Here is a 21,886-nt window from a genome sequence, read left to right as displayed (position 1 = left end):
CCGGCTTTCCCTGCAACGAGCCCGCCACTCGGCGTTGTCCAGCCGGTACGGCACGACAGCGCAAGGTCCCCCCTTTCGCCCGCGGGTGCCGGTGGGCGAAAGGGGGGATCCGGAGACGTCGGATCAGGACACGAGGGTTGGAGACTGAGCCGGTTCAGGAGCCGCGCGCCGGGCTTTGCGGCGTTCGCGGCGGGTCTCGACCATGGTGTAGAGGGTCGGGATCAGGAGGAGGGTCAGTGCCGTGGAGCTGACCAGCCCACCGATGACGACCACAGCGAGCGGCTGGGAGATGAACCCGCCGGAGTCGGTGATGCCGAGGGCCATCGGGGTGAGGGCGAAGATGGTCGCCAGCGCGGTCATGAGGATGGGCCGCAGCCTGCGCCGGCCGCCTTCCTGGACGGCTTCGATGACGGGCATGCCCTGTTCGCGGTACTGGTTGACGAGGTCCACGAGCACCACCGCGTTGGTGACCACGATGCCGATGAGCATCAGCAGGCCGATCAGCGCGGCGACCCCGAGCGGCGTACCGGTCACGGCGAGCAGGAGGAAGGCGCCGGTGAAGGCGAACGGGACGGACACGAGCAGCACCAGCGTCTGCCGGATGCTGCGGAAGACCGCCACGAGCACCAGGAAGACGAGCGCGATCGCCGCCACCATGGCCAGGATGAGCGAGGAGAAGGCGCCGCTCTGGCTGGAGGTGACCCCGCCCATGGAGTAGGTGACGCCCGAGGGCAGGTCGACCTTCTTCACGGCGTTCTCGACCGCGGTGCTGGCCGCGCCCGTGTTGTCACCGACGGGCGTGGCCGAGATGGTGACGGCCTGGCTGTCATCGACGCGGGTGCGCTTGACGGGGGCCTCGACCTGGGTGACGGTGGCGACCTTGCCCAGGCGGACCTCACCCTGCGAGGTGCTGACCTGTAGTGCCTTCAGGGCGCTGACGGTGTCGGGGGTGTTGTCGGCGTTCTTGATGACGACGTCGTGCTGGGTGTCGTCGAAGGTCACCCGGGTGGCGGTGGTGCCCTGCAGAGCCTGGCTGACGGTCGAGGCCAGTGTGGAGTCGCTGACCCCGTACTCGGCGGCCGCCTCGCCCCTGGCCTTGACCGAGATCTCGGGCGCCTCCTTGGCCAGGTCGCTCGTCACCCCGGTCACCTGGTCGACCTTGTCGAGCGCCTTCACGACGCGCTGACTCGCGGTGCTCAGGGCAGCTTCGTCCTGGCCCTTGAGGGTGAGTTCGATGTCGCTGCTGGAGCCGCCCACACCGGCCTGGGTGAACGACATGTCGCCGATGCCGCTGAGCTTGTCGAATTTCGACTTCAGATCGTCCTCGACGGCGGAGGAGTCGGTGCCGCTCTTGAGGGCCAGCGTGTAGGAGGCGCTGTTGCTGCCGCTCGAACCGCCGCCGAACGACATGGCGGAGTCGCCCTGCGAACCGATGGTGACCTGGTACGCGGACACGCCGTCCTCGTGCGCGAGGATCTTCTCGACCTTCTTGGCCGCCGCGTCGGTGGTCTCGAGGTCGGTGTTCGCCGACAGGGTCTGGGTCAGACTCAGGGAGCTTGAGCTGTCGTTGCCGAGGAAGCTGGTCTTCAGGGTGCCGAGCAGGCTGACGGTGACGACGAACACGACGACGGCCATGGCGATCACGGACTTGCGGTGCTTCACGGCCCAGTTGACGACGGGAACGTAGCGCCGGGAGAGCAGGCTGTCGCGCTCCTCCGCTTCGGCCCGGCGGCGGAACTCCTCCGGGTTCGTTCCCGCGGCCTCCTTGGGAGGCCTGAGGAACCAGTAGGCCAGCGCCGGCACGATGGTCAGCGAGACCAGCAGCGAGGCCAGCATGGCGACGACCACCGTGAAGCAGAACGGCCGGAAGAGCTGTCCCACCAGGCCGCTGACCAGGCCAATGGGAATGAAGACGGAGACGGTGGTGATGGTCGAGGCGGTGACCGCGGTGGCGACCTCGCGCACCGCGGTGAGGACGGCCTGCTTCTTCTCCTCCCCGTAGCCGAGGTGGCGCTTGATGTTCTCCAGCACCACGATCGAGTCGTCCACGACGCGTCCGACGGCCATCGTGAGCGCCCCGAGGGTGAGGATGTTCAGCGAGTAGCTCTGCCACCAGAGCCCGATCATCGCGATCAGCAGCGACAGCGGGATGGACACGGACGTGACCAGCGTGGAGCGGGCCGACCGGAGGAAGATCAGGATCACGATCATGGCCATGAAGAGGCCGAGCACGCCCTCTTCGAGAAGGCCGACCACGGACTTGTGCACCTGCGGTCCGTTGTCCGAGATGACGGTCAGCTTCGTCTGATGGCCGAGGGTCTTCTCCAGGTCGGAGAGCTTGTCACGGACGCCCGTGGAGACGGAGGAGGAGCTGCCGTCCTGGCTGAGCGTGATGGACAGGCCCAGGCTGGACCGGCCGTCGGTGCGGGTGACGGAGGTGACGGTGGCGCTCTGCAGCGACACCGACGCCACGTCCTTCAGCTGCACGGGTGCCGCGGACGAGGTGGTGGTGGTCCCGCTGCCGCTCGCCGAACCCGCGAACCCGCTCTGTGCGGAGCCCATGGACGAGGAACCGGTGGACGAGCTGGACGGGCTGAGCCACAGGTCCTCGATCTGCTGCAGGGCGGAGATCGAATCGCCGACCTGGACACTGACGGTCTTGTGGTTCGAGGTCACCGATCCGGCGGCCGAGGTGGAGTTGTCGGCGCTCAGCGCGGAGCTGATCGACTGGGTGGTCAGGCCGTGCTTCTTCAGCTTGCCGGCGTCGGGGTTGATGACGACCTGCCGGTCGGTCTCCCCGGAGAGAGTGACCTTGTTGACCCCGGAGACCTGCTTCAGCTTCGGCTCGACCGTGTCCTGGAGAGCCTTCGCCAGCTGCTGCGAACTCTGGTCGGAACTCGCCGCCAGCGTCATCGTCGGCATGGCGTCGGTGCTGCCCGTCTGCACCTGGGGCGAGACGCCGCTGGGCAGCTGGGACGAGATTCTGGAGAGGGCCGTCTGTACGTCGTTCGCCTTGCTGGTGAGGTCGGCACCGTAGTTGAACTCGACGGACACCTGGGCCGAGCCCTGCTGCGAGGTGGAGGTCACCGACTTGACCGAGGAGACGCCCTGCACGGCACTTTCGATCGGCTTGACGACCTGGCTCTCCACCACCTCGGGCGAGGCACCCTGATATGTCGCGGTCACGGCGACCGTGGGGATGGACAGGTCGGGCAGCAACTGCTGTTTCAGCGCAGAGGCGCCGTACGCGCCCACGCCGATGACGATGATCGTGATCAGTGCCACCAGTTTTCTGTTGGCGAGGCTGATCCTGGACAGCCAAGACATGCGAGGGTCCTCCGGGGATGAGCTAGAGCGGCGCGGTCGGTGTGCACGTGCCGCGTCGGGCCCAGCCTTTCGGTCCGCCGCGCCGCCTGTCGTCGGAGCACTGCGGTGCATCGCGGCTACCGCGAACGCGGTAGCCCGTCATCCTCAGGGCCCATCGCCCGGGCGGATCAGTCCGCTCTCGTACGCGATGACCACGAGCTGCGCCCGCTCGCTGACCTTGAGTTTGGTCATCGCCCGGTTGATGTGTGTCTTCACCGTGTGCGGGCTCAGATGGAGCCGCCCGGAGATGTCGTCGTTGGTCAGCCCACGGCCGACCAGGGTGAGGATCTCCTGCTCGCGAGGTGTGAGGACGTGCAGGCGCTCGGTCTGCTGTTTCCAGGCCGGCTCGACGTGCCGCTGGAAGCGGGCCATCAGCGCCCTGGTCGCCGTAGCGGACAGCAGGGCTTCGCCTCTGGCGATCGTCTCGATGGCGTCCACCAGCTCCTGCGGGTCGGTGCCCTTGCCGATGAATCCGCTGGCGCCGGCCCGGATCGCCTCCGCCACGTACTCGTCCACCTCGAAAGTGGTCAGGATCAGCACCTTGACGTCGACGGTCCGCTCGTCCGAGGCGAGTATCCGGGTGGCCTCCAGGCCGTCGACCACCGGCATCCGAATGTCCATCAGCACCACGTCGGCCCGCTGCTCACGTGCCAGTTCGACGGCCTCGGCGCCGTTGGCGGCCTCGCCCACCACCTCCATGCCGGGCGTGTTGTCCACCAGGAGCCGCAGCGTGCCGCGCAGCAGGGCCTGGTCGTCGGCGAGGACGACGCGGATCGTCATTCCGCCTCCCGACCGGTGTCACGGGCGCGGCCCAACGGCAGCCTGACCTCCACGACGAACCCCCCGGACGAGTCGGGGCCGATCGTGGCCCGGCCGCCGACCGCTGCGCTGCGCTCCCGGATGCTGATGAGACCGCGCCCGGTGCCGCCGGCGTCCAGGCCGCGGAGAACCGGCGACACCACGGCGGGAGGGCCGTTCTCCACGGTGACGCGGAGGCTGTCGTGGGCGAAGCCCAGCCGTACGCGGGCTGTTCCGGCTCCGGCGTGCTTGCAGACATTGGTGAGCGCCTCCTGGACGATGCGGTAGGCGGCCACGTCCACAGCCATGGGCACGGGCTGTCTCTCGCCCTCCCGCTCGACCTCGACCTTCAGCCCCGCGTGGGCGAACGACTGGACCAGTTCGCCCACGCGGTCGAGCCCGGGCACCGGGTCGCGAAGCGGATCGGCGTCGTCCCCGGGCCTGCTCAGCAGGCCGACCATGGTGCGCAACTCGTCGAGCGCCTGCTTGGAACCGTCCCGGATACTGCGCAGCGACTCGGTCGCCAGGGTGGGGGTTCGCTCGCCCAGGTGGAGGGCGACACCGGCCTGGGTGGTGATCAGGGTCAGCTCATGCGCGACCACGTCGTGCAGCTCACGGGCGATGCGCAGACGTTCCTCCGCGACCCGTCGCTCCGCTTCCTCCTCCTGGGTGCGCTCGGCCCGCAGCGCGCGCTCCTCCAGCGCGATCACATAGGCGTGCCGGATGCGCGCCGCGTATCCGATGGCCGTGGCCAACCCTACCCAGGTCAGGGGAACCACCCGTTGGGGCCCGAACAGCGGTCCGCTGCCCCAGGCCATCGATGCGGTCAGCAGGCAGACCATGACGACCAGAGCGGCGGTCCAGGCGGGCTTGCGGTCGAAACACCGCGCGACGTGGTACATGGCCACGATGAGCGCGGGTATGAACGGGAGCGCGGCGTGACCGGCCGCCTGGGAGCCCACGGTCACCAGGGTGAGCGCAGCAAGCGTCCACCACGGTGCTCGCCTCCGGCACAGCAGTGATACGCCGCCGGCGGCGGGCAGGATGAAGCCCGCCAGGGTGAAGCGTGTCGCGGCGTCGCCGGAGACGGGCGGGTTCATCGACATCGCCGCGACCACACAGACCAGCACGACGAGTACGCACTCCTGCCACCAGGAACGCAGGCGGACCTCGCCGCGGGCACCGAGGGCTCTCATGCCCCAAGCGTAAGGACGAGCTCGACCGAACACGTCACCTGTGTGCGGCAGCGCCCATGTACTGCGGACGCGGTATGCCCGGCCGTATGGACGTCCCTGAGGTAGTGGGCCCTCCCGGTTACGAAGTCTCAAGTTCATCCAGGCTCCCATCTTTTCGGGAGTGAGCCAGCAGGTGGAAGTCATGGGGGCCGGCCTGGATCGTCTGTTTGCCCTTTCAAACAGTCCGCCGTATTGTCTGAGTGTTTGAAGCGTCAAGCGTCACCAGAGGGCGGCGCTCGCTTCTCGAACCCATCTAGGAGGTCCCCGTGCCTGGTTCCGTCTCCGATGCCGTCGAGTCCACCGCACCTGCCCAGCGCCCGATCGCCCTGACCGTGGTCGGCGGGCTGCTCGCGGCTGCTGCCGCCGCCTCCCTGGGGAACGCGGTGGTCGCCCTCGTTGCGCATGCGGGCGGCGCGTCGCACGACTTCGCCCCGCTGACTCCGTCCGCCTATGTGCCGCTGACCGTGATCGGCGTCCTCCTCGGTGCCGTCGGCTGGGCGATCATCCGTCGTGCGGCCAAGAATCCGACGGGCCTGCTGCGCTGGCTGGCGCCCGTTGTCGTGGTCGTCTCGTTCATTCCCGACCTGGCTCTGCTCGGCGGGGGCATGGCCGGCAGCGGTCCGCTGGCCATCGTGGCGCTGATGGTGATGCACGTTGTGGTGGGTGCAGTGGCCGTTTTCGGCTACCGGCGCGTCCTGCCGCTACCGGTCCGCTGACGCCTCAGCGGGCCACCGAGGCCCGTGAGCTGCCGTGAGCGGTGTCCCGCAGCCTGATCCGGCCAGGTTCCGGGACACCGCCGTCTGTGTATGACCAGAGCGGCTTCACGCCGTCAGTGATCTTTCCAGCCCGTGACCGACATGCCTGCTTCCGCACGCCGCCATATGGAGGCGCCATGCCGGGTAAAGTCCCGCCGTCTTTTGCTGCGGTCAGCAAGATGATCAAGGGTCCGCTCGGCGCCATGAAACCTCGTCCACGATGCCGGTCTGTCATCATTTTGATGACATGACGCAAGGGCGGCAGCCTCAAGATCCTCACCGCATGAACCCACCCATCACCGGCGAGCGCTGCGTCCACCGAATCATCACCGACCTCGGCGTCCTTGATGTCACCCTGGGCGGCGCGCGCTCATCGAGACGGCAACCGGCCTCACCCTCGGGGCCATCGCCATCCGCAACTGGGCGTGACAGATGAGTACGCGGTTGGTGACATCCCCTGACGTCTCTCGGCCGAGGAAACGGGTGCCCCCACGAATGCGGCGACGGCGTCGGCGAGTTCGTGGGGGCCGGTGAGAAAGAGCATGGCGCGTCACCTGGCATTTCGGCAGACGGTTCTTGTCGTTTGTCCTGGCGACGGCCCAAAGGCAGCGACACCCGCAGCACCGTCAGGCACCCGCCAGGGCCATGCTTACTCGCACAGGCGGTGTCAGCCTGCGACGACGACCATCCGTTCGCTGATCTCGCCCGCCGTGGCGAGGACCTTCTGGGCGATCTCCGCCTCGGCCTCCGGGTAGACCCGGGAGGCGAGGGCGGCAACGCTCACCGCCGCCACCACCTGCTTGTTCTCGTCCCGGATGGGCGCGGCGATGCCCACCACGTCGGGGTCCAGTTCGCCCCGGGTGATCGAGTAGCCGAGGCGGCGGATCCGGCCGAGGCGTTCCATCAGCGCGTCGACGTCGGTGAGGGTGGCCGAGGTGAACCGGCGTAGCGCGGTGGCCTCCAGCAGGTGGCGGGCCTCGTCGTCGGGGCTCCAGGCCAGCAGGACGAGGGCGGAGGCGCCGGCGTTGATGGGCAGGGCGCTGCCGCGTTCGTAGGAGATCCGTACGGCGCGGGTGCTTTCCGCGCGGTCCACGCACACCACCAGGTCGCCGGTGCGGCGGGTCAGCAGTACGGTTTCGTGCGTCTCCTCGGCGAGCGCCTCCATCGGCGCCATGGCGATCTCGGAGAGACCGTAGCTGCGGCGGGCCAGCCGGGCGATCTCCAGCACCCGCAGACCGAGCCGGAAGCCACCGCCGGGGGCCTCTTCGAGGAAGCGTCCGGCGACCAGGCTCTGCAGGTAGCGGTACGCGGTGGAGCGCGCGACGCCGAGCCGCTCCGCTACGGCCGACCCTGAGACGACCAGATTGACGTCATCGAACATGGTCAGGATGTCCAGCGCCCGGTCGGCGGTGGAGTTGCGGTCGCGATAGCTGGGGGACGCGTTTCCTGACATGCGAGACACTGTAGCGGGTGAGTGCGGGTAGGAGGAAGTCGCGCCCGGCTGCCCGCTTGCCCGGTCTACAGCTGGTCCTTGGTGACGGTGTTGCGTAGTTCCCCCAGGCCCTCCACGGTCGTCACCAGTTCCTGGCCGGGGCGCAGGAACACCTTCGGGTCGCGGCCGGCGCCCACGCCGCCCGGGGTTCCGGTGAGGATCAGGTCGCCGGGCACCAGGGTGATGATGGTGCTGACGTAGGCGATGGTGTCGGCGACGTCGAAGAGCAGGTCGGCGGTGTTGGACTTCTGCATGGTGTGGCCGTCGACGCTGCAGGAGATGGTCAACCCCGAGGCGCCGGGCGGGACTTCGTCGGCGGTGACGAGCGCCGGTCCGACGGGCGTGGTGGCCTCGAAGGTCTTGCCGGACAGGAACTCGCGGGTGCGGTGCTGCCAGTCGCGGACGGTGACGTCGTTGGCGACGGTGTAGCCGGCGACGTGCTTCAGGGCCTTCTCGCGCGGTATATGGCGGCCCGCGCGTCCGATGACGACTGTCAACTCCGCCTCCCAGTCGAGGTCGTTGCTGACCGGTGGCATGTGGATGTCGTCGTGGGCGCCGATCAGGGAGCCGTCGTACTTCGCGAAGAGGGTGGGGTGGGCGGGGGTCGGGCGGCTCATCTCCTTGATGTGTGTGGCGTAGTTGAGCCCCAGGCAGATGATCTTGTTGGGGTGGGGAACGAGCGGGGCGAGCGACGCCTCGGCCAGGGGGACGCGCTTGCCGCCTGCGGCAACCGCCCGCTCGGGCCAGTCGTCGCCGGCGGCGAGCAGCGCGCCGACGTCGGAGAAGGGCAGCAGGACGAGTTCCTCGCCTTCCAGCCGGGCGGCGGCGGTCTGGTCGTCGGCGACGCGGACGGTGCTGAGCCTCATCGGGATACTCCTGTGGGGTCGTGCTGACCATGGGGATGGGGGGCGGGGTCGGTCGCCGCGGGAGGGACGGTGGCCGTCATGGGGTGGGCGGTGAAGCGCCGCAGCTCCGCGGCGACGTGCTTGGCCCGCTCGGGGGTGAAGACAGCAGCCACCAGGCGGTCGGGGCGTACGAGTACGACGCGCCCGTCCAGTCCGGTGAAGAGGGCTTCGAGGCGGCCGTCGGCGTCGGCGATGCCCTCCCGGCCCGCTCGGTCACGCGGTGCCCGGTCGTCCAGGAAGACGTCCACCGCGGCGGCGTCCGGGAGGCCGGCGCGGGTGACGGCCGCCCAGTCGGCGTCCGTCACGCCGATCCCGAGAAGGCTCCAGCCCTGCCCGAGGATGTCGTCGAGCCGGGTGACGCGGTGATGCGGTCCGTGCAGCACCCGCGGCTGCGGCAGCATCGTGCCGACGAGTCCCCGGCCCGGACCGTCCAGAGGGATGACGGCACCCGATCTGACCCGGGTGTCGGGGCGGTAGCGCATCTCGGTGAGGTAGCGGTGTCCCGGCCGTGTGCGCATGGCTGTGCGCACCATCAGGTCACGCAGCAGTGCGCGGGGGCGGCTGGTGGTCATGACGATCCGGCCGAGCCGTACGGACAGGTCGATCACCGCCCGGGCGTGCGGGCGCCGCTCGGTGTCGTACGTGTCCAGCAGCGCATCGTCGGCCCGGCCCGCCAGGACTTCGGCGACCTTCCAGCAGAGGTTGGCCGCGTCCCGCACACCCGAGTTGAGACCCTGCCCGGCGAACGGCGGCATCATGTGCGCAGCGTCGCCGAGCAGGAAGCAGCGCCCGTCGCGCAGCCGCTCGGCCAGCAGCGCGTGGAAGCTGTAGGCGACGGCGCGCTCGACCTGCTCTTGGGTGATCTGCCGGTAGGGCTCGAGGAGTCGGCGCACCAGAGGGAACGGAGGTGGCGTTCCTGCCTCGCACTCGCCCGCCTTCATGCGGAACTCGTAGCGGCAGCGTCCCTCCCGCCCGGGGACGATGACGACAGGCCGTTCCGGGTTGCCGTGGTGCATGCCGTAGCGCTGGTCGTGCGTGTCGTCCAGGGTGTCGACCACCAGCCATACCTCGTCGGGGAAGCTGCGCCCCTGCATGCGGATGGACAGCAGGTCGCGTACGGTGCTGCGGCCGCCGTCGCAGCCGAGGACGTAGGAGACCTCCAGCTCCTCGACCGGCCCGTCCCCCCCGCCCGTGCGAAGCGACACGTCCACGTGGTCGGGGTGCCCGGTGAGGTCTGTCAGCCGGGTGTCGAAGCGGACGTCCACGTTGGGGAGGCGACGCAGCTGCTCGCGCAGCACGCGTTCCAGGTCCGGCTGGGCGAAGGGGTTCTTGAACGGATGTCCGAGACGCTGGTCGCCGGTGCCGCGAGCGTGGACGAGCGGCTGCCCGTCGGCGCCGAAGTACCTGGTTCCCGTGCCCGGCACGAGGATCGGGTAGACCGCCTCGTCGAGGCCATCGGCCGACTGCAAGGTGCGCAGCGACTCGTCGTCGAGACTGATCGCCTTGGCGTCGTTGCTCGTGGTGGCGTTGCGTTCCACCAGCAGCACCCGTACGCCGCGGGAGCCCAGCAAATGGGCGGCTGTCAGGCCGGTCGGGCCGGCACCGACGATCAGCACGGCGGGCTGCCGTACAGAGAGTTCTGTCATGAGGGGCCTTCCGTGGTTCCTCCGCACGTTCCTTCCTGCGGTCGTGCGGACTACTGCACCGGCTGGTAGGCCGGGCCGCCCTCGGTGAGCAGCCGCTCGACCTCGGCGAAGATCTCCTGCGGGGGGAGGTCCAGGTTGAGTGTCTTGCGGAACGGCTGGCGGACGTCACGCTCGACGCGCAGGTAGACCTCGTTGCGGTTGCCCTCGGGGTCGAAGAAGTAGATCCCGATCGCGTTGCCGTGCGTCACCTCTTGCTGGACCTGGATGCCCTCGGCGCGGAAGCGCCTGTGGAAGTCGATGATCGTCTCCAGGGAGTCCACGCGCCATGACACCTGGTGCGTGAGCATGGCGCCGGCAGGGGCGGTGCGGCCCCGCTGCAGGACGAACTCATGGTGCTCCTCCGCCGGCCGCGCGGAGAAGAACACGATGCCCTTCTCCTCGTCCTCGTCCGTGACGGTCAGCCCCAGCACCCGTTCGTAGAAGTCGCGCATCTTCTCCAGGTCGTCGACCCAGAAGCCGGTGTGACCCAACCCGGTGATCGCCACGAGGTGTCTCCTTTTGCAGGACTCAAGTCTTGTATTATGGGACAGTAGGTCGATGTAGGTGCTTGCGTCAACCGACGAGAAAGTGGAAATTGCTGCGTCAAGCCTCTTGACGTCGTGCGTTCTCTCAGTGCAGCGTCCTGTATCACGCTAGTCGAGTCCGGATATGCGGGACGTACGTGTTGTTCGGAGAGCTCGCGAGAACCGCTCACACCGCTACTGGGGGCCCCATGACCCGTTCGGATGTAGGCCGAGCTGCACCGGCCGGTGCGGGGGGTCTGCATCCGCGCCGCAAGAGGACACGGACACCGCCGCCCCGAAGGCCGAGGTCGACTTCATCTTCCTCGCGGTCTGTTCTGCTCTTCGCCGCCGATCCGGGTGTGCTGGCGGCCGATGCCGTGCTCGGGCTGGAGCGGTCATCACCGGGCAGCGACAGGGTCCGGGATCTACGCCAGGTGGTCCGCGGATGAAACGGGACCGAGGCCAGAAAACGCCCTGCCTCGCCATCTTTGAGACATGACACATAACCTTCGCGACACAACGCACCAAGTGGAACGGGACACCATGACGCTTTTGGACAGCAGCACCTGGGAGGGCCGCATCTTCTCGGGCTCGGGTGAGTGGATCAGCGGTTCGGGCGAGCCGTACCTGGCCGTCGAGCCCGCGACCGGCAAGACGCTGGGCCGCGTCGGCTCCGCCTCCCCGGCCGACGTGGACAAGGCGGTGGAGAAGGCGGTGCGGGCTCAGCGCGAATGGGCCGCCCGGCCGTACTCTGACCGCGCCGCCGTGCTGCGCCGCGCCGCGCGCCTCTTCGAGGAACACCAGCAGGAGATCGAGACCTGGCTGATGCGGGAATCCGGCGCGATACGGCCGTTCGCCGCGCTGCAGGTCTCCAGCGGTGGTGCCGAGGAATGCCACGAGGCCGCCGCCCTCGCCGGGGCGCCCTACGGTGAGCTGCTGCGTTCCGGGCAGCAGCGGCTGTCGTTCGCCCGTCGCAATCCCGTCGGGGTGGTCGGCGTCATCGCCCCGTTCAACGTGCCGGTCATCCTGGCCATGCGAGCGGTCGCCCCGGCTCTCGCCCTCGGCAACGCGGTCGTCCTCAAGCCGGACCCCCGTACCGCGATCAGCGGCGGCGTGGTCTTCGCCCGCGTCTTCGAGGAGGCGGGCCTGCCTTCTGGTCTGCTGCATGTCCTGCCCGGCGGCGCGGACGTGGGCGCGGCTGTGGTGGAGCATCCGCGGATCCCCGTGATCGCGTTCACCGGCTCCACGCGGGCCGGGCGCGCCATCGGTATCGCCGCCGCACAGCACCTCAAGCGGGTCCACCTGGAGCTGGGCGGGAACTCCGCTCTCGTCATCATGGACGACGTCGACCTGGAGAAGGCCGCCTCGGTGGGTGCCTGGGGATCCTTCGTCCACGCCGGCCAGATCTGCATGGCCAGCAGCCGCCACCTCGTCCACGCCTCGGTCGCCGACGAGTACACGGCCCTGCTCGCCCAGCACGCCGACGCGCTCACCGTCGGCGACCCGACCACCGAGAAGGTCGCCCTCGGCCCGGTCATCGACGCCGGACAACGCGACAACATCCACCGCATCGTCACCGAGACGGTCGAGGCCGGTGCCCGGCTGGCCGCGGGCGGCACCTACCAAGACCTCTTCTACCGGCCGACCGTGCTCACCGACGTACCGCTGACCGCGCCCGCCTACGCACAGGAGATCTTCGGGCCGGTGGCACCCGTCGTCCCCTTCCAGGACCTCGACGAGGCGGCCCACCTGGCCGCCGGGACCGAGTACGGGCTGTCCCTCGGCATCCTCACCCGGGACGTCATGAAGGGCCTGGCCCTGGCGGAACGCGTGCCCAGCGGCCTGGTCCACATCAACGACCAGACCGTCAACGACGAGGCGGTCATCCCCTTCGGCGGAGTCGGCGACTCCGGCACCGGGTCCCGGCACGGCGGCGCCGCCGCCAACCTCGAAGCCTTCACCGAGCAGCAATGGGTCACCGTCCGGGGCGAGCTCCCGCACTACCCCTTCTGACGGCCCGCCTCACAGAACCACACGGAGACCCCCATGGCCCCGAAACCCTTGCCCCCCGCTCCGATGACCGTCGTCCCCCGCCGGACCGAACAGGCCGCCGAGTCCTCGCACGCGGAAGCGGGATGGTCCACGGACAACAAGTTCCTCAACGGCCCCTTCGCCCCCTGGACGGAGGAGAGCGAGGGGTACGACCTGGAGGTGGACGGCGAGATACCGTCCGACCTCGCGGGCGCGCTGTTCCGCGTCTCCTCCAACCCCCGCTTCGAGCCACGCAACACCGACCGCTACCACTGGTGGGAGGGTGACGGCATGGTATGCGGCATCTACCTGCGCGAGGGCAGGGCCGCCTACCGGACCCGCTGGGTCGAGACCGACTCGATGAAGGTCGAGGTGGAGGCCGGGGAAGCGATCTACAGCGGCTTCGTCAACGGCGGCACCCCGGGCCGGCTGCCCGAGGGCGCCCCGCGCGCCAAGAACGTGGCCAACATCAACGCGGGCCTCTTCGACGACCACCTGATCGTCTACTTCGAGGGCGGACTTCCGCACGCGCTGGACCCCGAGACCCTGCGCACCCTGGACACGTACGACTTCCACAGCGGCATCGACGTCCTGTGCACCGGCCACTACAAGACCGACCCGGACACCGGCGACATGCTGTTCTTCGCCGCCGTCGGACCGACGATCACCTGGTACCGCGCCGACGTGAAGACGGGCCAGATCATCGACTCGCACTCCTTCGACATCGGCGTCCCGGTCCTCATGCACGACTTCGCCGTCAGCGACACCTACGCCATCTTCTTCGTCACGCCCGCCCAGTTCCGGTTCGACCTGGTGGCCCAGAGCAGGCCCGGCGTGGTCTGGGACGAGAACTCCCTCGAACACGGCGTGCAGATCGTCCTGATGAACCGTCAGACCCACGAGGTCACCTGGCACGAGCTCGGCGGCCACTGGGCCAACACCCACTTCTTCAACGCCTACGAGCAGGACGGCCGGCTGGTCATCGACGGCCACCGCATCAGCCGGCTCGGCACCCCCGTCGACCGCATCGGGACGCCGGTGACCTCCCACGAGTGGTTCCCCCCGGCCCAGCCCTACCGGTGGTGCGTGGACCTGGCGACCGGCCGGGCCACGGAGGAGATGGTCAGCGGAATCTTCGGCGAGTTCCCGAAGATCAACGACGCGTACACGGGCCGGCCGACCCGCTACGGCTACTTCGTCACCACGCGTGGCCTGGCCGACGACATCATGTCCGACGGCCTGGCCCGCCACGACTACCTGCTCGACCACACCACCGTCGTGGAAGGCCCCGACGGCCTGACCAGCCCCGGCGAACCGATCTTCGTCCCCCGAGAGAACGCCCGCGGCGAGGACGACGGCTACCTGCTCTCCCTGTGGTGGAACCGCACCACCAACCTCACCGAACTGCTCATCCACGACGCGGCCGACCTGCGCCGCACCCCGCTGGCCCGGGTCAAGCTCCCCAGCCGGGTGCCCTTCGGCTTCCACGGCAGCTGGGCCGACCACGCCACTCTGGAGCAGGCCATCGCCGCCCACCGCGGCAACGACTGACGGCCTGAGCCGGCGCAGACACCCGCGGCCTGCCACGGGGAAAGGAAAACCCATCATGCGAGATCTGGCGGGCAAGACCGCCTTCATCACCGGCGGGGACAGCGGCATCGGCCTCGGCGTCGCGCAGGTCCTGTGCCAGGCCGGAATGAACGTGGTCATCTGCGGAGTCGTCGCGGAGACGGTCGCGAGCGCACAGCGTGAACTCGCGAGCATCGGCAAGGCCGAGGCCATTCAGCTCGACGTACGGGACCGTGCGGCGTTCGACGCCGTCGCGGACCGTCTCGACCGCGACTACGGCGGCGTGGACGTGCTGGTCAACAACGCGGGGGTCGGATTCCTCGCGCCGTTGGCCGAGGCGACCTTCGAACAGTGGGACTGGGTGCTCGACATCAACCTCACGGGCGTCTTCAACGGCATCCGCACCTTCCTGCCGCGCATGCTGGCCTCCGGCCGTCCGGGGCACATCGTCTCGACCGCGTCGATCGGAGGTCTGCTCGGCACCCCCGGGGCGCTTTACGTGGCCGCGAAATTCGGTGTGGTGGGGCTGATGGAGGCGCTGGCGGCCGAACTGAGGGACACCCCGGTGAACGTCTCCGTCCTGACGCCGGGAATCGTCCGAACCAACATCCACAAGGGACCGCCGCCCCCTGGCGAGCCACGGACGCACGCGCCGGGCGCCGCCGCGGAGGCCGACCTGCACGAGACGGCGATGCAGCCGCGGGAGGTCGGCGAACGGGTCCTGCAGGCGATCCATGAGGAAAGGCTCTACGTGCTGACGCATGCCGAGCATCGGGAACTGCTCGCCCGGCGGTTCGACGCGATCCTCGCGTCGCTACCCACCGACTCGGGGGACCCGCGCCGAGCCGCGGTGGAGAGGACGGTCCTCGCCAACCCGGTCTACGACGAGATCCTGACCGCGACGGAGGCCGGGCGGTGACGGCGCACGACATGCACAGGTCGGTCGTGCTGGTGACCGGTGCCGGTTCGGGCATCGGAAGGGCGGCCGCGGAACTGTTCGCCGAGCGTGGTGCGGCGGTTGTCGCGGCGGACCGTTCCGAGTCCGGCGCCGACACCGTCGCCGCCATCACCGCGGCGGGCGGCAAGGCGATCTTCGTCCAGGTGGATGTCTCGGTCGAGAAAGAGGTCGAGAACATGGTCGCCGCGGCGATCGACACCTACGGCACGCTGGACGCCGCCTTCAACAACGCCGGAATCGCGCCCCCCGTGGGCCCGGTCGAACAGCTCAGCAGTGAGAGCTGGGAGCTGTCGGAGTCGGTGAACCTGCGCGGCGTGTGGCTGTGCATGAAACACGAACTTGCCGTCATGGTGCCCCATGGGCACGGCGCGATCGTGAACACCTCGTCGGTCGCCGGCCTGGTCGGCAACCCCGGTGGCGGCGCCGCGTATTCCGCGTTCAAGCACGGCGTCGTCGGGCTGACCAAGTCCGCGGCCGCCGAGCACGGTCGCCACGGGATCCGCGTCAACGCGATAGCCCCGGGCCTGACCCGCACCGGAATGCTGCGGCACCTGGAGGAACACGCGAACCTCGACGCCGCCGCCGTGTCGGCCGGGACTCCGCTCGGCCGTGTGGCGAGGCCGCGGGAGGTCGCCGAAGCCGCGTACTGGCTCGCTTCCCCGCGGGCGAGTTTCGTGACCGGTCATGTCCTGGCCGTCGACGGCGGCGAAACCTGCGTCTGACGTCGGGATTCCGGCGTCTGGAGAGGAAGCAGCATTCCATGACTCGTGTGTCCGGCGGCGACATCGTCGTCCGTCTCCTCCAACAGGCCGGTGTCGACCGGATGTTCGGCATCAACGGCGCGCACATCGACTCCGTCTACCAGGCCGCGCTCGACCACCGGCTGCCCATCGTGGACACGCGGCACGAGATGAACGCGGGCCACGCGGCGGAAGGCTACGCACGCGTACGCAACGCTCTCGGTGTCGCGTTGCTGACGGCCGGCGGCGGGTTCACCAACGCCGTCACGTCGATGGCCAACGCACACCTCGATCGCACTCCTGTGCTCTACCTCGCCGCGTCCGGCCCGCTGGCGGGCGACCAGACCAACACTCTGCAGGCGGGGCTGGACCAGGTGGCGATCGCGACACCCGTCACCAAGTGGGCGCACCGGGTGACGCGCGCGTCGCTGATTCCCCGCATCCTGGCTCGCGCCATCCGCACCGCGCTGTCCGCGCCACGCGGACCCGTACTGGTGGACATCCCCTGGGACGTGCTGACCGAACAGCTCGACGAGATGCCCGACCTGACCACGGAACTCCTGCACGGCGCCGACCACGGACCGGGGCTCGCACAGGCCGGGGTGGATCAGATCCTCCGGCTGCTGGCGGAGTCCCGGCGGCCGGTGATCGTCGCGGGGTCCGAGGTACCGAGATCCGGCGCCGGCGGCGAGCTCCGGGCTTTCGCCGAGCGACTCGGCGTACCCCTGATGTCGGACTACGAGGGCCTCGGCGCGATCTCGCGCAGCCCCATGAACTTCGGCCTGGTGCAGGGGTTGTACGGCCTGCCACCCGGAGACGAACCCGACCTGGTGATCATGGCGGGACTCCGGTTCGGTCTCACCACAGCGCACGGCTCGGGCGCGCTGATACCGCGTGACGCGCGTGTGGTGCAGGTCGACCCTTCCGGCGCGGAACTGGGACACCTGCAGCCGGTCACGCTGTCGGTCGCCGCCGACCCGCTCCCGGTACTCCAGGACCTCAACCGGGAACCCGTCACGAGGCGGGCCGCCGGGGCGGATCTGGCCGGCTGGCGCAACACCCTGCGGGCACACCTGCAGCGGCGGCGCGAAGCCGTGGCCGCTCAGGTCGTCCACGACGAGCGCGTTCATCCCTACGACGCCGTACGCGCCATCGCCGCGGCGGTGCCCGATGCATCGGTGGTCGTCGCCGACGGCGCGCTCACCTACCTCTGGCTGTCGGAGACGATCTCCGAGGCACCGGTGTCCGCGTTCCTCTGCCACGGCTATCTCGGCTCCATGGGAGTCGGCATGGGCATCGCGCTGGGAGCCCAGGCAGCTGTCGAACCCGGCACGAACGTCGTTCTCGTGACCGGTGACGGGTCGGTCGGCTACAGCCTCGGCGAGTTCGACTCGATGGTGCGCGCGGGGCTCGGGACGGTCGTCGTCGTACTCAACAACCGGGCCTGGGGCGCCACTCTGCACGCGCAGGAGATCCTGCTCGGCAAGGACCGGATCGTCAACAACCGCCTGGAGAACGGCTCCTACGCCGCCGCCGCGATCGCGCTCGGTGCGGACGGCTACCAGGTGCGCACCCTTGATGAACTCGCGCCTGCCCTCGCCAAGGCTCTGAAGAGCGGGCGGCCGTCGTGCGTCGAGGTGCATGTGAGTCTCGACCCGATCCCGCCGGAGGAACGGGTGATCATGGGCGGCAGCCCGTTCTGAGTGCACTGCCGAGGCAGATCACGCCATGCCGGCAATCCAACTGTTCAGCGACTGTGAGGGAACGCCCATGTTGTTCGACTTCGGCCAACCGACCGACGGCCTCATCCAGATGGCCTTCGTCGTCGAGGATCTCGACGCGGCGATGGCCCGGTTCAGCGACAGCTTCCGGGTCGGACCTTGGACGGTCCTGCGCGACTTCGCCGGCGAGAACCCCCGCTACCGGGGCGCACCGTCGCAGGCACGCGCACACGTGGCGCTCGGCTTCGGCGGGCACATGCAATACGAGCTCATCCAGCCCGCAGACGAGCTGCCGTCGGTACATCGCGACGTGATCAGCCAGCGCGGGTACGGCTTCCACCACTTCGGTTATGCCTCCACCGCATTCGACGAAGCAGTGGAGGCAATGCACCGGAAGGGTTATGAAACGCTGTTCAGCGCGTCCGTCGGACCCGACTCGCGCGTCGCCTATTTCGACACCCGCGACGTCCTGCCCGGCATGACCGAGCTCATCGAGTCGAGCCCGGGTCTCAACGCGACCTTCACCGCCATGTACAAGGCATCCCTGTGAGACGACGGGCGGGCGTTCGGGTTGCGCGCCCGGGTCGCGGCCTGTGCTTCCGCCCGGTCAGCCGGCCCCGGTGAAGCTACCGTCCCTCTGCGTGGACCGGTCTCCCGCGACGGAGCTGCTTGGTGGTTGCGGGCGTGTTCAGCTGTTCGCGTCAGCCCCGTAGGCGTCGAAGTCGCCGTTGAAGCGCACGGCTCGGAGCTGGAGAACGGCTCCGGCGCGAGCCAGCCTGTCGCGAGAGCCTGGTCATAACGGGCGCCGTGCCCGGCCGGGCCGCGGTGGCCCCGGCCGGGGACGCGTTTTCGGGAACGGGGCCGTCTACTGGCCGGGGTGCAGCCCCAGCCAGCCGGGGGTGGGAGCGCCCTGGACCTCGCCGAAGTAGAGGGTGAAGGTCTGCCGCCAGCGTTCGGCTTCGGCGCGGTCGGCCATGAAGCGCGGGAATTCGTCGAGGTGGGCGTTGCGGTACTGCCAGATCGGCTTGAGCCCGCCGGTGGGGGTGACGTCGGTGCGTACGGACCAGCCGTTGACGGAGGTCTGCTGCACAGCGGATGAAATGGACCAGTTCAGGTAGAGCTTGGCGGCGGCGGGATGCTTGGCGCCGCGCAGGATCGCGGCGCGCTGGCCCCAGGACATGAACGGGTGCCCGTCCGCGACGACCCACGTGACGCCGGGGGCGAGCTGACGGGCCAGTGAGCCGAAGCCTCCGATGCCGACCTGTTTCTGCTTGCTCACGACCGCGGTGATGGGGGTGGGGGTGCCGCGGCCGAACGCGATCTTCTGGGCGGCCAGCCGGCTCAACCAGTCAAACCCGTAGGCCTGGGCATACAGCGTGTACAGGAACAGGATCGCGTCATCGTCGTTCGGGTAGGAGGAGGAGATCGCACCCTGCCAGCGCGTGTCGGCCAGCTCGTAGGGCGTGGCGGGACCCTGGGCGCCCAGGGAGGCGTCGTACATGTAGCTGAAGGCGCCGACCGCGATGGCCAGCCAGGCCCCGTCCGGGTCACGGAAGCCGTCATAGAGCTTTGAGAACCCGGCCGGCTTGTAGGGCAGCAGCACGCCCTGCTGCTTCCAGCGGGTGAAGTCCTGCAGGGTCTGCAGCTGCACCACGTCCGGGACGAGGGTGTCGGTGGCCAGTTGGTTGTCGATGCGCACGTCGTGGTACTTGCTGTAGTCGACCACCGTGGTCAGGTCGATGTCAGGGAACTGCGCCAGGAACGCCTGCTTGGTGCCGTCCTGCTGGTCGGAGGTGTCGCCGCCGGCGTAGATGACCAGTTTGCCGCCCTCGCGCCTGGCGTCCGCGTACAGCTGGTCGAGCGACTTGGTCTCCTCCTCCACGGGAGTGCCGGGGAACGGCTTGACCGTGTCTGCGCTCCCGGTGGCCGCCGCCGCGGGACCGGCGGCGATGGGGGCGGCCAGTGCCGCCGCGCCGAGTGCGGCGCCCCTTCCAATCAGCCGTCGCCTGCTCAGTGAAGTCATGGGGGCGGATCCTCTCCGTGGGAACGTCAGCCGCAGGCCCGCCGGCTCAAGTCGGCGTTGGCGTGCGGCAGAAATGCGAATCTGCTTGAGGGTTCAAGCTGTGGTCGCTACGCTATGCCCATCTGTTTGAAGAGTCAATCAGCATGGACTGGAGCGGGAGCGCGAGTCTCGTATTGTCGGCGTGTGACAGAGGTGGGATTGAGCAGGCACGAGTTGCAGGTGTGGCGGCTGCTGGCGGCCGTGCTGGCCGTGCTGCCCGACGCCGTGGAGGCGCAGCTGCAACGCGACGGTGGGCTCACGCAGTTCGGCTACGGGGTACTGGCTGTGCTCTCCGAGGCGCCGGGACGCCGCATGCGCATGAGTGAGCTGGCGCATATGGCGCGCGGCTCGCAGTCGCGACTCTCGCACATGATGGTCGGCCTGGAACGCCGGGGGTGGGTGCGCCGCGAGCGCGCCGCCGAGGACGGACGCGGCAACCTCGCCGTCCTGACCGAGGCGGGCTACGCGAAACTCGCCGCCCTGGCCCCTGGGCACGTGGGGACCGTGCGCAGGGCGGTCATCGACGCGCTCAGCCCCCGGCAGCTGGACGAGCTGGAAGGCATCTGCGCGGCGCTGCTGCCCTCCGCGCTCCGCGAGCGCGAGCGGATACTCGGTCGGCAGGGTGGCGACGCTGCCGAACGTCCTCAAATTGATGACGTTACGTCGGCCGACGGGCCCGACCACCACAGCACGGCACGGCGCGAGCCCACCCCGACGGTCGCGCTCACCCGGCTGCTCGCCTGCGCGACCGACCGCGCCGGCACACGGCCGCCCCACCACGCGACCCCGGCCGCCGACCCGCCGGACCCCACCGACGGTCTCTCCCTGCTGTCCGAAGCCCGCCGTGAGATCGACCTCGCCGAGCTCGAACTCATCGACCGTGCCCGCGCCGGAGGCCAGACCTGGGAACAGATCGCCGCCGCGCTCGACATGCCCGACCGCCGCCAAGCCCAGACCCGCTACCGCCGCCTGCGCGAACGCTGGCCCCCACCCGAACCCGACCCCCGCGGATGATCCCCACGGTCCCCGGCCGAACGCGGTCACGCGTGTGGGCGAACCCGAAGTGGGCGGCGTCGGGGTCAGAACATGGAGTTGTCGTTGGAGGAGGTGGAGGGCACGTTCTGGACGATGTCCCAGTGCTCCACGACCTTGCCGTTCCGCACCCGGTAGATGTCGAAGACACCCTGGGCCATGTCCGACGTGAAGGTGCCGCGGGACTGGAGCACGACCAGGTCGCCTTCGGCTATGACCCGGTAGGTGTCGGAGTGGAAGCCGGGGAAAGCCGAGAACATCCCGGAGATCCCGTCCTTGGCCGCCTGGATGCCGTTGGCGAAGCCGGGGTTGTGCTGGTAATAGGGGTCGACGACAGAGCGGTCGAACGCGGTGACGTCCTTCTCCACGAACACCTGCTTGTACATGTCCGTGACGAGTTGCTTGTTGAGCGCGGTGGGCGCGCTCGGGTCCGGTCGGCTCACCTGGGGGGAGCTGAGGGTCGAGAACATGTCGTTGCCGCTGACCGTCGTCGCCGGAATTTCCTGGGTCGTGTCCCAGTGCTCGACGATCTTGCCGCCGGACAGGCGGTACAGGTCGAGGACGGAGTAGCCCCTGGTCCCCGGGTCGAGGACCAGGTTGCTGTGGACAGCGACGAGGTCGCCCTCCGCGATGACGCGCTTGACCGAGAGGTACGCGTCGGGGTGGGCCGCGTTCTGCGCGGTCAGGTAGGCGCGCAGTCCTGTCGGCCCGTCGGCGATGCGGGGATCGTGCTGGGTGAAGTCCGCATCGAGGTAGGCGTCGATGGCGGACAGGTCATGCCGGTTGTACAGCCGCTGCGTGAAGTCCGTGACCAGCGCCTTGCTGCGGGAGATCTGTGACGCCTCTGCCCGGGCTGCCGTTACGGCCGGTCGGGACGCCGCCATGGCGGGTTCGCCGACGAGCAGGACGGTGGACAGCGCGAGAGCGCCGGCCAGTGTCCTTGTGAGTGGTCTCATGAGTTCCTCTCTCAAGAAAGTATCTCGCTAGAAAGATATGTAGGAATCGTCTTGCTC

The 21,886-nt window shown here is 69.2% G+C and carries 17 protein-coding genes; 8 read left to right on the top strand and 9 right to left on the bottom strand.

Annotated features, from left to right (window positions below):
- Positions 1-123 precede the first annotated feature (123 nt).
- From ACFZDK_RS48775 to ACFZDK_RS48765, 3 genes are all read right to left on the bottom strand, one after another.
- Complete coding sequence (locus ACFZDK_RS48775; RefSeq protein ID WP_390983867.1) at positions 124-3,327, bottom strand: efflux RND transporter permease subunit; 3,204 nt, start codon at positions 3,325-3,327, stop codon at positions 124-126.
- Between the two features lie 144 nt (positions 3,328-3,471).
- Positions 3,472-4,146: a response regulator gene (locus ACFZDK_RS48770; protein ID WP_390983864.1), complete on the bottom strand. Its 675-nt coding sequence runs from the start codon at positions 4,144-4,146 to the stop codon at positions 3,472-3,474.
- Positions 4,143-5,360 carry a histidine kinase gene (locus ACFZDK_RS48765; RefSeq protein WP_390983861.1) on the bottom strand — a complete coding sequence of 406 codons (1,218 nt, stop codon included), beginning with the start codon at positions 5,358-5,360 and terminating at the stop codon, positions 4,143-4,145. Before ACFZDK_RS48765 ends, ACFZDK_RS48770 begins: the two co-directional genes overlap by 4 nt.
- A 305-nt stretch (positions 5,361-5,665) precedes the next feature.
- Between ACFZDK_RS48765 and ACFZDK_RS48760 the strand changes: the two genes are divergently transcribed.
- Complete coding sequence (locus ACFZDK_RS48760) at positions 5,666-6,115, top strand: DUF6069 family protein (protein WP_390983857.1); 450 nt, start codon at positions 5,666-5,668, stop codon at positions 6,113-6,115.
- Positions 6,116-6,821: 706 nt separating this feature from the next.
- Here the strand turns inward: ACFZDK_RS48760 and ACFZDK_RS48755 are convergent.
- The 4 genes from ACFZDK_RS48755 to ACFZDK_RS48740 form a co-directional block, all read right to left on the bottom strand.
- On the bottom strand, positions 6,822-7,607 hold the full coding sequence (locus ACFZDK_RS48755) for an IclR family transcriptional regulator C-terminal domain-containing protein (protein ID WP_390983854.1): 786 nt from the start codon (positions 7,605-7,607) through the stop codon (positions 6,822-6,824).
- A gap of 65 nt (positions 7,608-7,672) precedes the next feature.
- On the bottom strand, positions 7,673-8,512 hold the full coding sequence (locus ACFZDK_RS48750) for a fumarylacetoacetate hydrolase family protein (RefSeq protein WP_390983851.1): 840 nt from the start codon (positions 8,510-8,512) through the stop codon (positions 7,673-7,675).
- The gene (locus ACFZDK_RS48745; RefSeq protein ID WP_390983848.1) at positions 8,509-10,197 is read right to left on the bottom strand and encodes a bifunctional 3-(3-hydroxy-phenyl)propionate/3-hydroxycinnamic acid hydroxylase; all 1,689 of its coding nucleotides are present in this window, start codon (positions 10,195-10,197) and stop codon (positions 8,509-8,511) included. The genes ACFZDK_RS48750 and ACFZDK_RS48745 overlap by 4 nt, the downstream gene beginning before the upstream one ends.
- Before the next feature lie 50 nt (positions 10,198-10,247).
- On the bottom strand, positions 10,248-10,742 hold the full coding sequence (locus tag ACFZDK_RS48740) for a VOC family protein (RefSeq protein ID WP_390983845.1): 495 nt from the start codon (positions 10,740-10,742) through the stop codon (positions 10,248-10,250).
- A 561-nt stretch (positions 10,743-11,303) separates the two neighbouring features.
- Here ACFZDK_RS48740 and ACFZDK_RS48735 point away from each other — a divergent pair.
- The 6 genes from ACFZDK_RS48735 to ACFZDK_RS48710 all read left to right on the top strand — a co-directional run bounded on the left by ACFZDK_RS48735 (position 11,304) and on the right by ACFZDK_RS48710 (position 18,329).
- Positions 11,304-12,773 (top strand): aldehyde dehydrogenase family protein, encoded by a 1,470-nt coding sequence (locus ACFZDK_RS48735; protein ID WP_390983842.1) that lies wholly within the window; start codon positions 11,304-11,306, stop codon positions 12,771-12,773.
- Positions 12,774-12,806: 33 nt separating this feature from the next.
- Positions 12,807-14,342, top strand: a complete 1,536-nt coding sequence (locus ACFZDK_RS48730) for a carotenoid oxygenase family protein (protein ID WP_390983839.1) — start codon at positions 12,807-12,809, stop codon at positions 14,340-14,342.
- 55 nt (positions 14,343-14,397) lie between these two features.
- On the top strand, positions 14,398-15,279 hold the full coding sequence (locus tag ACFZDK_RS48725; RefSeq protein WP_390983836.1) for an SDR family NAD(P)-dependent oxidoreductase: 882 nt from the start codon (positions 14,398-14,400) through the stop codon (positions 15,277-15,279).
- A complete protein-coding gene (locus tag ACFZDK_RS48720) occupies positions 15,276-16,040 on the top strand; it encodes an SDR family oxidoreductase (protein ID WP_390983832.1) in 765 nt (254 codons plus the stop codon). The genes ACFZDK_RS48725 and ACFZDK_RS48720 overlap by 4 nt, the downstream gene beginning before the upstream one ends.
- Before the next feature lie 38 nt (positions 16,041-16,078).
- Positions 16,079-17,761, top strand: a complete 1,683-nt coding sequence (locus ACFZDK_RS48715; protein ID WP_390983829.1) for a thiamine pyrophosphate-binding protein — start codon at positions 16,079-16,081, stop codon at positions 17,759-17,761.
- A gap of 67 nt (positions 17,762-17,828) precedes the next feature.
- Complete coding sequence (locus ACFZDK_RS48710; RefSeq protein ID WP_330351195.1) at positions 17,829-18,329, top strand: VOC family protein; 501 nt, start codon at positions 17,829-17,831, stop codon at positions 18,327-18,329.
- A gap of 315 nt (positions 18,330-18,644) precedes the next feature.
- Here ACFZDK_RS48710 and ACFZDK_RS48705 read toward each other — a convergent pair whose 3' ends face one another.
- On the bottom strand, positions 18,645-19,802 hold the full coding sequence (locus ACFZDK_RS48705; protein WP_390983825.1) for an ABC transporter substrate-binding protein: 1,158 nt from the start codon (positions 19,800-19,802) through the stop codon (positions 18,645-18,647).
- 183 nt (positions 19,803-19,985) lie between these two features.
- Here ACFZDK_RS48705 and ACFZDK_RS48700 point away from each other — a divergent pair, with 183 nt between their 5' ends.
- Entirely contained in the window at positions 19,986-20,855 is an 870-nt protein-coding gene (locus ACFZDK_RS48700) for a MarR family transcriptional regulator (RefSeq protein ID WP_390983822.1), read from the top strand.
- Positions 20,856-20,920: 65 nt separating this feature from the next.
- Here ACFZDK_RS48700 and ACFZDK_RS48695 read toward each other — a convergent pair whose 3' ends face one another.
- Positions 20,921-21,829 carry an ester cyclase gene (locus tag ACFZDK_RS48695; protein ID WP_390983820.1) on the bottom strand — a complete coding sequence of 303 codons (909 nt, stop codon included), beginning with the start codon at positions 21,827-21,829 and terminating at the stop codon, positions 20,921-20,923.
- Between the last annotated feature and the right edge of the window lie 57 nt (positions 21,830-21,886).

The organism is Streptomyces sp. NPDC007901 (assembly GCF_042959465.1).
GTDB lineage: Bacteria > Actinomycetota > Actinomycetes > Streptomycetales > Streptomycetaceae > Streptomyces.
Note: the sequence above shows the minus strand (reverse complement) of the source record. Positions and strands in the feature narration are given on the sequence as shown.